Below are 12,168 nucleotides of genomic sequence, written 5' to 3'. Positions count from 1 at the left end.
TCAGGCGTACTCGGCGGTGGTCGCGGTGCCGCCGAGGGCGTTGCGGCGCTCGGGCATGCTGAGGGTGACCATGCGGCGCCAGCCGGTGAGGCGTTCGCAGCCGTGGACGGCGTGGATGCCGGCCGCGAGCAGCGCGCGCTTGGCCTCCGGCCAGCCGAGGATGCGGCCCATGTGGGCCGTCACGGCGAGGCTGACGTCCCGGTAGACGCGGATCTCGGCGAGGGCGCACTCGCGCAGGGTGTGCTGGATCAGCCGGCCGTGCCCGGCGGCGGCCAGGCGCAGCAGTTCCTCGTGGGTGTAGGCGAGGTGGCTGTCCTCGTCGTGCGCGATCATCCGGACTGCGCGGCCGACCTCGGGGTCGTGGGAGAAGCACCTGAGGAGCAGGGCCATCTGCTCCGACGCGCGCTGTTCGGTGACCCGGCTGTGCGCGAGGTAGACGACGACGTCCCGCTCGGTGAGCGGCTCGTCGCGTACGAGCCTGTCGTGGGCGAGGCCGATGCCCTGCCGCTCCAGGAGCATGGTGTAGTCCGTCTCGGGCGGGACGGGGACGGGGACGAGGCCGCGTTTCCTCATCAGGGCGTCGAAGATGCGGCCGTGCTTGTCCTCGTCGGCGCCGTGGCGGGCGATCTTCGGGGCCAGCGCCCGTTCGCTCCGCGGTACCAGTGCGGCGATCCGGCCGTTCTCCCAGCCTCCCTGGGCCTCCCCGCCGGCGGCGATGGAGCAGAAGAGCCGGAAGGACTCGTCGTTCTCGAGGATCTCCTGGAACACACTCCTGGCCGAAAGCATGACGGTCACCTCTCTACAGGATCCGCAAAGAACGAGTCAAATGCGGACAGAGCGGAGCCGCAACAGGGGTGTCGGCCGACTCGGCCGGAAGAAGGACCGCGGGGGTCGTAACCGCGCGGCGCCGGGCGCGTTGTTCCCCGTGACGGCCGTGGCGGGGAAGACCCCCGAGCCCCCACCACGGCCGCTGGGATTTCCGGCCGCCAGGACCTGCCGGCGATTCCCGTGGTCGCCCGAAGTGCGGCGGACGGGAATCGCCGGACGGGCCCTAGGCGAGACCGGCGCGCTCCAGTGCCTCGCTGCCTGCCCGCAGCGAGGCGAGCCGCTCGTCGAGCGTGAAGCCGGCGGGGGCGAGGCTGAGGGTGGTGACCCCGGCGGCGGCGTAGGCCTTCATCCGGTCGGCGATGCGGTCGACGGAGCCCAGCAGCGTGGTCTTGTCGATGAGGTCCTGCGGGACCGCGGCGGCGGCGCCCTGCTTGTCCCCGGCGAGGTACTTCCGCTGGATCTCGGCCGCCTCCTTCTCGTAACCCATGCGCTGCGCGAGCTGGTTGTAGAAGTTCTGCTTGGCGCTGCCCATGCCGCCCACGTACAGCGCGGTGTAGGGGCGGAAGGTGTCGGCGAGGCCGGCCACGTCCTTGTCGTCGCCGACGGCGAGCGGCAGGGTCGGGCACACGTCGAACCCGTCGAGGGTCTTGCCCGCCTTCTCGCGGCCGGCGCGCAGGTACCTGAGCGTGGTCTCCTCGAGGTGCTCGGCGGCGGGGAAGATCAGCAGAGCGCCGTCGGCGATCTCACCGGTCTGCTCCAGGTTCTTCGGGCCGATCGCGGCGATGTACAGCGGGATGTGCTCACGCTGCGGGTGCACGGTCAGCTTGATCGGCTTGCCCGGGCCGCCGGGCAGCGGCAGCGTCCAGTGCTCGCCGTCGTACGTCAGCCGCTCCCGGGTCATCGCCCGGCGGACGATCTCCACGTACTCGCGCGTGCGCGCCAGCGGCTTGTCGAACTTGACGCCGTACCAGCCCTCGGAGACCTGCGGCCCGGAGACGCCGAGGCCGAGCCGGAACCGGCCGCCGGACAGGGAGTCCAGCGTCGCCGCCGTCATCGCGGTCATCGCCGGCTGCCGGGCCGGGATCTGGAAGATGGCCGAGCCGACGTCGATGCGTTCGGTCTGAGCGGCGACCCAGCTGAGCACCGTGGCGGCGTCGGAGCCGTACGCCTCGGCGGCCCAGCACACGGAGAAGCCCAGCCGGTCGGCCTCCTGCGCCACCGCCAGGTTGTCCCCGTCCATTCCGGCACCCCAGTAGCCGAGGTTGATCCCGAGCTGCATGACCGATTCCCCTTACCCGCGAGTAACGTCCCTGTGGGCAGACCTTAGCGCGAGGTGCGGGCCGACGGCAGGCCACCGGGGCGGGGGCGTACCCGCGGGTTCCGGACGACCCCTTCCGCGGTCCGCCGCGGCACCGGGCCCCCGCAACCGCCGCGGTTGTCCACAGGCAACCCACGGCAGCAGTTCTGGCCAGTAATCTCGCGGACATGGAGCAGAGGCATCTCGGCCGTACCGGCCTGCGCGTGTCCCGCATCGGACTCGGCACCCTCACCTGGGGCCGGGACACCGACGAGCACGACGCCGCGGACATGCTGAAGGCGTTCTGGGAGGCCGGCGGCACCCTCGTCGACACCGCGGACGTGTACGGCGACGGAGAGGCGGAGTACCTGCTCGGAAGGCTCATAGACGGGCTGGTGCCGCGCCGGGACCTGGTGATCTCCACCAAGGCCGGCAGTGTCCCCGACCCCGACCGCCGCGTCGACGCCTCCCGCGGCCATCTCCTGGCCGCCCTCGACGCCTCCCTGGCCCGCCTCGGCACGGACTACGTAGACGTGTGGCACGTCCACTCCTTCGACGCCGGAACGCCGCTCGAGGAGACGCTCCAGGCCCTCGACCTTGCCGTAGGCAGCGGCCGGGCCCGGTACGCGGGAGTCGCCGACTTCTGCGGCTGGCAGCTCGCCAAGGCGGCCACCTGGCAGCTCGCGGCGCCGGGCACCCGCACCCGGCTGGCCAGCACGCAGCTGGAGTACTCCCTGCTCCAGCGGGGCGTGGAGCGCGAGGTGCTGCCCGCCGCGCTGGACCTGGGCGTCGGTCTGCTGCCCTCCTCGCCGCTGGGCCGCGGTGTGCTGACCGGCAAGTACCGGCACACCACTCCCCCGGACTCGCGGGGCGCGTCCGAGCAGCTCGCACCCTTCGTCGAGCCGTACCTGGACGACGCGGCGACGCGCATCGTGGACGCGGTGACGACGGCCGCGGACGGGCTCGCGGTCACCCCGCTCCAGGTGGCCCTCGCCTGGGTCCGGGACCGGCCGGGCGTGGCCGCGCCGATCGTCGGCGCGCGCAACGCGCAGCAGCTCACGGCGGCATTGTCAGTGGAGGCCCTTAGTCTTCCTGACGAGATCTGCCGGGCGCTGGACGATGTGTCGGCGCCCGTGCACCGCTATCCCGATCACGACTGGAGCACGCTGTGAGCACGGAGCCGGAGACCGCGGCGGAAGCCGGGCCGGGGACGCCGGACATCCCGGAGGTGCCGGTGCGGGAAGCCGCACCCGCCGAGAGCGGTGCGGACGACGGCGGTACGGCGGCGGACGCCACGGACCGCGCAAAAGCCGAAAAGGCCGAAGCGGCCGAAGAGGCCGAAGAGGCTCAGGACGCTGCGGAGCAGAGTGCTGAGGGGGCCGAAGAAGCGGAGGGGGCCCAAGAGGGGGCCGGGAGGGCCGGATCGGAGACCGCCGAGGCCGGGTCCGAGGTGTCCGAGGCGGAGGCCGAGCTGGCCGCGCAGCGGATCGAGCGGGAGCGCATCGAGCGGCGCAAGGCCGAGAAGGCCCCGATCGAGAGCGGCTCCAAGCTCAGCGGCACCGCTGCCGACCTGCTCGCCGCGGTGCGCGCCGTCGAGGGCGGAGACAAGCCGGCGGCCACGGTGTTCGCGGAGCCCGCACCGGCCCCGCGCCGGCCGGCTCCGGAGCCCGTACGCCGCCCGCAGCCCGCACCCTTCTCCGCCGGCCCCGGTGTGCCCGCACCGGAGACCGTGGCGGCCGTGCGCCAGGTGCTGGCCGAGGGCGGCGCGCCCGACTCGGCCGCCCCGCAGGTGGCCGCGGCTCTGGGCGAGGGCGCGGCCGACGCGCTGCGGGAGGACCCCTGGCGCCTGCTCCGCGTCAGCGGGGTCCGGCCCGAGCAGGCCGACGGCTTCGCGCGGGGACTGCTCGGTGACGGCTGCGGCCCGGACGACGAGCGGCGGGGCCGCGCGATCACCGTGTGGCTGCTGGAGCAGGCCGCCGTCGCGGGACACACCGCCCTGGAACTGCCCGCGCTTCTCACGGCGCTGGGGCGGCAGGGCGTGCCCGATGCGGACGCGGCGGTGCAGAGCTCCCTCGCGGAGGGCGAGGCCCTGGTGTTCCAGGACGCGCTGGACGAGCCCGGCGCTGCGGGCGCACAGACCGCCCGAGCCGCGCAGGCCGCCGAGGACACCACGGACGGGGAGGGCGGGGACGGCGCGGACGGCGACGTGGAGCGGCCGGTCCGGGTGCTCGTCGGCCTCGAACGGTACGCGCTGGCCGAGGAGAGCCTCGCCGACGGCCTGGCCCGGCTGGTCAACTCGCTGTCCACGGAAGCGGAGCAGGCCTGGGAGACGGCGTCCTCCACGGTGTCCGGCGGTGCGGCCGAGCTGGTCCGCGCGGTCGCCGGGCACGGATTGGTGCTGCACACCGGCGGGGAGGCGGCCCGCTGCGAACCGGCCGCGCTGCTCGGTGCCGCCCGCGCCGCCGGTCTGCGGGTCTTCGCCGCCTGCCACACGCCCGACGGGTGCCACCGCTTCGCGGCCCTGCTGGGCGAGGAGCCGGCGGGGCCGGTCGTGGGCACGGTCGCGGGTCTGCTGTCCGGCACCGAGGGCCCCGGCCGGGACCCGGACGGGGCGCTGGACCTCGACCTGCTGATCGTGCCGGACGCGCCCCAGCTGGACGTGGAGGCCGCCGCGATGCTCGTGGAGTCGCTGCCCGACGGGGCGCGGCTGGTGCTCAGCGGCGATCCCGCGGTGCTGTGGTCCGCCGGGCCCGGCCGGGTCTTCGCGGATCTCCTCGCCGCCCGCGCCTGCCCCCAGATCGCCTCCCGACTGCCCGACCCCGGCCCGCTCGGCGAGCTGGTCTCCGGTGTCGGCGTCGGCGAGCTGAACCAGGTGGCCGCCCCCAGCAAGGAGGTCGTCATCGTCCCCGTGCGGGACGCGGGCGAGGCCGTGCACCGGACGGTGCAGCTGGTCGCGGACTCGGTACCCCGGGCGATCGGCGTCCCGGCCGGGCAGACCGTGGTGATCACGCCGGGCCACGGCGGCGCCGCGGGCACCCGCGCGCTCAACGCCGCCCTGAAGGAACGTCTCAACCCCGGCCCCGGCCGCTTCGGCGGTTTCGACCCGGGCGACCGGATCGTCCACTCCCCCGCGCCGGGCCGTTCGGTGCCGGGCGTGGTGGTGCGGGCCGACGCCGACGGGCTGCACCTGACGTGCGCCGGCGTCGCCGTCGTCGTACCGCGGGAGCTGGTGGAGAGCCGGGTGCGGCTCGGCTGGGCGCTGACCGCGCACCAGGCGGTGGGCACCCGCTGGCCGGCGGCGGTCGTGGTGCTGCCCGGTGACGCCGCGCAGACCCTGAGCAGGCCCTGGGTGTACACGGCGTTCGGCCGGGCGGAGCGGCACCTGTCCGTGGTCCACGGGGTGGAAGGGGCGTTGCCGAGGGCGGTCGCGGAGGTCCCTGCCAGGCCCCGTACGACCCGTCTGCAGACCCTGCTGCGCACTCAGGTGCCGGCGGCGGGCTGAGCCGCGCGTTCCGCTCGGCACGGCGATCAGCTGCGGCGAGCGGGGTTCGGCCACGACCGGCGGAACCCGGGCAGGACCCGGCGAGCGGAGTTCGGCCACGACCGGCGGAATCGGGGCAGGACCCGGCGAGCGGAGTTCGGACACGGCCGGCGGAACCCGGGCAGGACCCGGCGAGCGGAGTTCGGACACGGCCGGCGGAACCCGGGCAGGACCCGGCGAGCGCGGCCGGGCCGGAGCCGTACCGCTCTCGGGCCCTACGGCACCGCCCCGCTCCTCACTTCTCGGTGTCGAGCGGTTCCAGGTCCTCGTCCTCGACGAATTCGAGATCGTCTTCCTCGTCGGACTCGTCCTCGTCGTCGAAGACGGCGCTGACGTCGAACCGGCACACCACCTGCTGCTGGTCGGCCTGTTCGAACGGGGCATCCAGCCACTCCCCGGCCTCGGGAGCCTCGTCCGCCGCGGTGACCCAGAGCGTGGAGTCGCCCTCCTCCAGACCGAACTCCGTGTGCCGGGAGGCGATCTCGTCCGGTTCGAACTCGCCGAAGAGGATCCCCAGCGCGCCGGGGATCGTGGCGGCGGCACCCTCGCCGTCGCCGCCGGTGTCCTCGTACTCGGCCGCCTCCACCCGCTGGGCCTGCGCCAGCAGCCGCTGGGGTTCCGCCACGGTGTAGTCGCGGCGGATCAGCACGCTGAGGGCGTTCGGCTCCTCGGGGCCCGCGTACGGCGGCAGCGTGTCCTCCGTGCCCGGGATCTCGAAGGGGGTGACCTCGTCATAGCGGTCGTAGAGCAGTTCGTCGTACGCCTCGGCGGCCGCGGCCAGCTGGTTGAACGCCTCGGAGACGGCCGGGTCGTCCTCCCCCGACCTGCGTTCGACCGCCGCCAGGTGACGGTCGAGCGCGGTCTTGACCGCCTCGGCGGCGGCACGTACCTCGGCAGCGGTGGGCTGCGCAGCATCAGACATAGTGCAGACGCTATCCGTACCGGGCACCAGCCCGCACAATAGATGCGATGCCGGAATACGAATTTGTCGACGTGTATGTGCCTCGCGGGGTGACCCGCAAAGAGGCCGCACGCCTGCTGACGGACCATGCCGAGTACGGACACTGGGAGTTGGACCGACTGAGCCTGCTGCGGGACGGCAGCCGCAAGGTGCGGTTGCGCCGGCGGATCATCCGCCAGGTGCGAGCCACCTGGTGAGACGACGGAGATGAACGGAGCGGCCCCCGCCGGCATGGCGGGGCCCGCTCCGCCGGTGCCGGCAGGCGTGACCGTGCACGCCGGGCCGAACAGCCCCGGACCGCACATGCCGCCTTTCGGGCCCGGCCCAGCCGCTACGCCGCGGCCCGCGCCTTGCGGTAGAGCACCGCGCCCGCGAGCAGCGCGCCCGCGCCGACCGGCAGCGCGAGGCCCAGCGGGACATCGCCGCCGGTGTGCGCGAGCTGGGCGCCGGACGAGCCGTCACTCTGCGCCCTGACCTGCGACGCACCCTTATGGGTCGAGCCATCCACAGCGGGGCCCGTGCCGGGGTGTGCCGGCCCGCCCGGTTGCTGCGGGGTGCCGGGGCTGCCCGGCTGACCGGGATGGCCGGGGGTGCCCGGCTGACCCGGGTTTCCGGGCTGACCGGGGTGCCCAGGCTGACCGGGATGGCCCGGATGCCCGGGGTGCCCAGGCTCACCGGGATGGCCCGGGTGGCCCGGCTTTCCGGGTGGGGTGGTGTGGCCGCCACCGCTGGCACAGTCGTTGCCCGTGGTGGCGTTCCCGGCACCGATGACGTTCACGCTGTTGCCGCAGACGTTCACCGGGACGTCGATCGGCACCTGCACCGTGTTGCCGGAGCCCACGCCCGGCGAGCCGCCGGTGTGGCCGCCCGCGTGCGAGCCGCCGGAGCCGGTGTGGCCGCCCGTGTCGCCGTATCCCCCCGAAGTGCCGCCGTGGTGGGCGCATTTGTTGCCGGCGGACGGGTTGAGGAGCCCGACCACGTTCACGGTGTTGCCGCAGACGTTCAGCGGCACGTGCACCGGCACCTGCACCGTGTTGCCGGACAGTACGCCGGGTGAGCCGGTGGCGGTGCCCGCCGCGCCCGAGTCGGCGTGCGCGTAGCCGCTCGCGGCGGCGATCACACCGGTCGCCGCGGCCATGGTCATCAGGCCCTTGCGGGTGCCCTGTCGCATGCTGAATTCCCCCCTGCCTTCGATTCCCTCTGAACGACCGGTCCGAAAAAAGGACCGGCATAAAAAAGACCGGTCGGCCCCGGAGCGCATGGCGCGTGCTCCGAGGCCGACGGCTCGTGTAAGACGATTCCTCAGGGAGCCGGCGTCACTTGTTGAAGCAGGTGTTGCCGAAGGCGGGGTTCAGGAGCCCGATCACGTTGACCGTGTTGCCGCAGACGTTCACCGGGATGTGCACGGGCACCTGGATGACGTTGCCGGAGACGACACCCGGGGAGTGCACGGCGGCACCCTGAGCACCGGAGTCGGCGACGGCCAGGCCCGCGCCCGCCAGAACGAGCCCACCGGTAGCAGCCGCAGCAGCGACGACCTTCTTGATCATTGTTCCTCCTCGTTGGCAATGCGATCACAATTAGCTGATCGCATCACCTGTAACGAGGAGGAACTAATGGAGCTACGAGCTTATGGTCGCATTCACCCTTCTCAGCAGATCTCGTACGACTGCCCGATTACCTGAGGACAGGGCGTCACGACCCGTCGATGAAGCGGTCGAGCACGCGCACACCGAACTGCAGACCGTCCACCGGCACCCGTTCGTCAACACCGTGGAACATGCCGGCGAAATCCAGCTCCGGCGGGAGCTTCAGCGGCGCGAATCCGAAGCCGCGGATACCGAGGTCGTCGAAGGACTTGGCGTCGGTGCCGCCGGAGAGCATGTACGGGACCGCCTTCGCGGCGGGGTCCTCGGCCAGCAGTGCGGACTGCATGGCCGCCACCAGCGCTCCGTCGAAGGTGGTCTCCAGCGCCTTGTCCGAGTGCACGTCCTCGCGGCGGACGTGCGGCCCGAGCAGCCGGTCGAGGTCGCCGAGGAACTCCTCCTCGTGGCCCGGCAGGAAGCGTCCGTCGAGATGCGCGGTGGCCTCGCCCGGGATGACGTTGACCTTGTACCCGGCGTTCAGCTGGGTGGGGTTGGCGGTGTTGCTCAGCGTCGCGCCGATCAGCTTGGCGATGCCGCCGAGCCTGGCGAGGGTGGACTCCATGTCCTCCGGGTCCAGTTCGGTGCCGAGCGCGTCACCCAGCTCGTCGAGGAAGGCCCGCGTGGTCTTGGTGACCCGCACCGGGAACTTGTGCCGGCCGACCCGGGCGACGGCCTCCGACAGTTCGGTGATGGCGTTGTCGCGGTGGATCATCGAGCCGTGCCCGGCGGTCCCGGCCACGGTCAGCTTCATCCAGTGCATGCCCTTCTCGGCCGTCTGGATCAGGTAGAGCCGCCGCTGCTCGTTCACGGTGAAGGAGAAGCCGCCCACCTCGCTGATCGCCTCGGTGACGCCCTCGAACAGCTCGGGGTGATGGTCGACGAGGTGCCGGGCGCCCCAGGTGCCGCCCGCCTCCTCGTCCGCGAGGAAGGCGACCACGACGTCCCGCGGGGGCCGGCGCCCACTGCGCAGCCGGTCGCGCACGACCGCGAGCGTCATGGCGTCCATGTCCTTCATGTCGACGGCCCCGCGTCCCCACACGCACCCGTCGGCGATCTCCCCGGAGAACGGGTGGTGGGTCCAGTCGTCGGCGTTGGCGGGCACGACGTCGAGGTGGCCGTGGATCAGCAGCGCGGGCCGGGACGGGTCCTCGCCCTCGATGCGGGCGACCGTCGAGGCGCGCCCCGGGTGCGATTCGAAGATCTTCGGCTCCAGCCCGACCTCGGCGAGCTTCTCGGCGACCCACTCGGCGGCCTTGCGCTCACCGGGTCCGGAGTGGTCGCCGTAGTTGCTGGTGTCGAACCGGATCAGCTCGCGGCAGAGGTCCACGACCTCGTCCTCGCCGGTGACGCTCCTGCCCGTGTCCGTCTCGCTCACGCTGCTTCCTCCCGCTGTCACTGCCGGCTGTCCGCCGGCCGTCCGGCCCGCTGTCACTGACCGCTGTCCGCCGGCCGTCCGGCCCGCCGTGGTTCCGGGGCCGTCCTGCCGTACCTCCTCATCCTCCCTCCGCGTCCGCCCCGGGCCCAAGACCGGTCCCGGCCCGTCACACGCCGTTCACGCCCGACGGCGCCGGGGGCGGGACCGGGGACGGGGGGTGATCGGCCACCCCCGGAAGCCTGGTAATGTTTCCTTCGTCGCCGCGAGGAAGACCCCACCGAGGGAAGCTCGCACGACAGACACCTTGTCCGGGTGGCGGAATGGCAGACGCGCTAGCTTGAGGTGCTAGTGCCCTTTATCGGGCGTGGGGGTTCAAGTCCCCCCTCGGACACCAGTGAGGCCCCCGCGGTGCGGGGGCCTTCTTCGTGCCCCGGCACGCCGGGCTTCGTAGACTCGAGGGGTGGCCCGGCGCAACGAGGAGGTCGAGGCGCTCCTGCGGGAGTACGCCGACCTCGTCGCGATCACGGGAGGCGACGCCTTCAAGGCGCGTGCCTACGAGAAGGCTGCGCGTGCCATCGGCGGCCATCCCGCCGACATCTCGCGGATGGACGCCGCGGGGCTCAGGGAGATCCCGAACGTGGGGCGGTCGATCGCCGAGAAGGTGGTCGAGTACCTGCGCACCGGGCGGATGGCGGTGGTCGAGGAGCGCAGGGCGGCTGTCCCGGCCGGGGTCCGGGAGCTGATCGCCATCCCGACGCTGGGTCCCAGGAAGGCGCTGCGGCTCTACGAGGATCTGCGCATCTCGTCGGTGAGCGAGCTGGCCGCGGCCATCGACGCGGACGCGCTGGCCGATCTGCGGGGTTTCGGCGAGAAGACGCAGGAGAACATCCGCCACGGCATCGAGCTGCTGCGGCGGTCGGGTGCCCGGGTGCTGCTGCCGGCGGCGATGGACACGGCCGAGGAGATCGTCGCCGCGCTGTCGGCGGTGCCGGGCGGTGGGCGCTGCGCCTGCGCCGGGTCCCTGCGCCGCATGCGGGAGACCGTCGGGGATCTGGATGTCCTGGTCGCGGCGGAACGGTCGGCACCGTTCATGGCGGCGCTGTGCGAGCTGCCGGCCGTCGCCGAGGTCGTCGCGCGGGGTACGAAGAAGACGTCGGTGCGCACCGGCAAGGGGCTCCAGGTCGATCTGCGGGTGGTGCCGCCGCGTTCCTGGGGCGCCGCGATGCAGTACTTCACCGGTTCCAGGGCACACAACATCCGCACCCGCACCCTCGCCGTGCGCCAGGGGCTGAAGCTGTCCGAGTACGGCCTGTTCGACACCGGGAGCGGCGAGTCGATCGCGTCCCGCACCGAGGAGGAGGTGTACGCCCGGCTCGGGCTGCCGTGGATCCCGCCGGCGCTGCGGGAGGACCGCGGGGAGATCGAGGCGGCCCTGCGCGGGGAGCTGCCCGAGCTGGTGACCGAGCGGGACCTCCGCGGTGACCTGCACACCCACACCGACCTCACGGACGGGCTGGCCCCGCTCGAGGTGATGGTGGAGGCCGCCGCCGGGCGTGGGCTCGCCTACTACGCGGTCACCGACCACGCTCCGGATCTGTCCATGCAGCGTATGACCCGGGAGAAGATGCTCGCCCAGCGGGAACTGCTGCGGAAGCTGGACGGTGTCCACCGCCGAATGCGGCTGCTGCACGGCACGGAGCTGAACATCGGCCCGGACGGCGAGGTGGACTGGCCGCCGGAGTTCCTGGCCGGGTTCGATCTGTGCGTGGCCTCGCTGCACTCCCGCTTCGACCAGGACCGCTCGGCCATGACCCGCCGGCTGGTGCGGGCCTGCGAGAACCCGTACGTCAATGTGCTCGGGCATCCCACGGCCCGGCTGATCGGCAGGCGGCCGGGGGTGGACGCGGACTGGGAGGCGGTGTTCGCGGCGTGCGCGCGCTCGGGCACCGCGCTGGAGGTCAACGCTCAGCCGGACCGGCTCGACCTGTGCGACGACGACATCCTGCGGGCCAGGGCGTACGGGGTGCGGTTCGCCGTGAACTCCGACGCCCACTCGGTCCCGCACCTGGCGCAGCTGCGTTACGGCGTCGGCACCGCGCGGCGCGGCTGGCTCACCCGGGAGGACGTGATCAACGCGTGGCCGCTGTCCCGGCTGCGCCGGTTCCTGCGCAAGGCGGGCCGGGCCTGAGCGGCGGGGGCGTCATTCCCGGGGCTGCCAGAGACCGGCCGGTGCTGTGGTCTCGGCGGCTCCCATCGCCTGGATGTCGCCTTCCGCCGCGCGCATCAGCAGCCGGCCCATGGCGATCAGGGCGCGTCCGGCCGCGAGTTCGTCGCCTATGTCGGGCATCGCCCGGTCGTAGGGGCTGCGGCGGGCCTCCGCGCAGCTCTCCAGCACGTTGTCGCCGGTGTCGAGGATGATCCGGGCCGTGGTGTCGGGGTCGTGCTCGGACAGGTACAGGTTCAGCCGCCATTCCTTGACGGACGCGGGACGGCTGTTCACGGGTCGAGTCATCGTCCGTC

The 12,168-nt window shown here is 73.0% G+C and carries 11 protein-coding genes and 1 tRNA gene; 5 read left to right on the top strand and 7 right to left on the bottom strand.

Annotated features, from left to right (window positions below; genetic code table 11):
* On the bottom strand, positions 1–786 hold the full coding sequence (locus ACGFT2_RS17170) for a ferritin-like domain-containing protein (protein ID WP_393278677.1): 786 nt from the start codon (positions 784–786) through the stop codon (positions 1–3).
* Positions 787–1,051: 265 nt separating this feature from the next.
* Positions 1,052–2,107, bottom strand: coding sequence for an LLM class F420-dependent oxidoreductase (locus tag ACGFT2_RS17165; RefSeq protein ID WP_393278675.1), 1,056 nt, complete (start codon positions 2,105–2,107; stop codon positions 1,052–1,054).
* A 206-nt stretch (positions 2,108–2,313) separates the two neighbouring features.
* Between ACGFT2_RS17165 and ACGFT2_RS17160 the strand changes: the two genes are divergently transcribed.
* Together ACGFT2_RS17160 and ACGFT2_RS17155 are read left to right on the top strand one after the other, a co-directional pair.
* Positions 2,314–3,297, top strand: coding sequence for an aldo/keto reductase (locus tag ACGFT2_RS17160; RefSeq protein WP_393278673.1), 984 nt, complete (start codon positions 2,314–2,316; stop codon positions 3,295–3,297).
* Entirely contained in the window at positions 3,294–5,627 is a 2,334-nt protein-coding gene (locus ACGFT2_RS17155) for a helix-hairpin-helix domain-containing protein (protein WP_393278671.1), read from the top strand. Before ACGFT2_RS17160 ends, ACGFT2_RS17155 begins: the two co-directional genes overlap by 4 nt.
* Positions 5,628–5,901: 274 nt before the next feature.
* Here ACGFT2_RS17155 and ACGFT2_RS17150 read toward each other — a convergent pair whose 3' ends face one another.
* Positions 5,902–6,588, bottom strand: coding sequence for a hypothetical protein (locus ACGFT2_RS17150; protein ID WP_393278670.1), 687 nt, complete (start codon positions 6,586–6,588; stop codon positions 5,902–5,904).
* Between the two features lie 47 nt (positions 6,589–6,635).
* Here ACGFT2_RS17150 and ACGFT2_RS17145 point away from each other — a divergent pair, with 47 nt between their 5' ends.
* Positions 6,636–6,824, top strand: a complete 189-nt coding sequence (locus tag ACGFT2_RS17145) for a DUF5703 family protein (protein ID WP_393278668.1) — start codon at positions 6,636–6,638, stop codon at positions 6,822–6,824.
* 134 nt (positions 6,825–6,958) lie between these two features.
* On the opposite strand, the gene ACGFT2_RS17140 is transcribed toward ACGFT2_RS17145, so the two are convergent.
* The 3 genes from ACGFT2_RS17140 to ACGFT2_RS17130 all read right to left on the bottom strand — a co-directional run bounded on the left by ACGFT2_RS17140 (position 6,959) and on the right by ACGFT2_RS17130 (position 9,648).
* Complete coding sequence (locus tag ACGFT2_RS17140; protein ID WP_393278666.1) at positions 6,959–7,798, bottom strand: chaplin; 840 nt, start codon at positions 7,796–7,798, stop codon at positions 6,959–6,961.
* Between the two features lie 145 nt (positions 7,799–7,943).
* Positions 7,944–8,177: a chaplin ChpH gene (chpH, locus tag ACGFT2_RS17135; protein WP_393278664.1), complete on the bottom strand. Its 234-nt coding sequence runs from the start codon at positions 8,175–8,177 to the stop codon at positions 7,944–7,946.
* A gap of 145 nt (positions 8,178–8,322) precedes the next feature.
* A complete protein-coding gene (locus tag ACGFT2_RS17130; protein WP_393278662.1) occupies positions 8,323–9,648 on the bottom strand; it encodes a M20/M25/M40 family metallo-hydrolase in 1,326 nt (441 codons plus the stop codon).
* Between the two features lie 306 nt (positions 9,649–9,954).
* Here ACGFT2_RS17130 and ACGFT2_RS17125 point away from each other — a divergent pair.
* Both ACGFT2_RS17125 and polX read left to right on the top strand, forming a co-directional pair.
* Positions 9,955–10,042, top strand: a tRNA-Leu gene (locus ACGFT2_RS17125).
* 66 nt (positions 10,043–10,108) lie between these two features.
* Entirely contained in the window at positions 10,109–11,836 is a 1,728-nt protein-coding gene (gene polX, locus ACGFT2_RS17120) for a DNA polymerase/3'-5' exonuclease PolX (RefSeq protein WP_393278660.1), read from the top strand.
* Between the two features lie 12 nt (positions 11,837–11,848).
* On the opposite strand, the gene ACGFT2_RS17115 is transcribed toward polX, so the two are convergent.
* Positions 11,849–12,160, bottom strand: coding sequence for a dsRBD fold-containing protein (locus ACGFT2_RS17115; protein WP_393278658.1), 312 nt, complete (start codon positions 12,158–12,160; stop codon positions 11,849–11,851).
* Positions 12,161–12,168: the final 8 nt, after the last annotated feature.

Source organism: Streptomyces sp. NPDC048514, from assembly GCF_043199955.1.
GTDB lineage: Bacteria > Actinomycetota > Actinomycetes > Streptomycetales > Streptomycetaceae > Streptomyces.
This window is presented reverse-complemented; position numbering and strand designations above follow the sequence as displayed.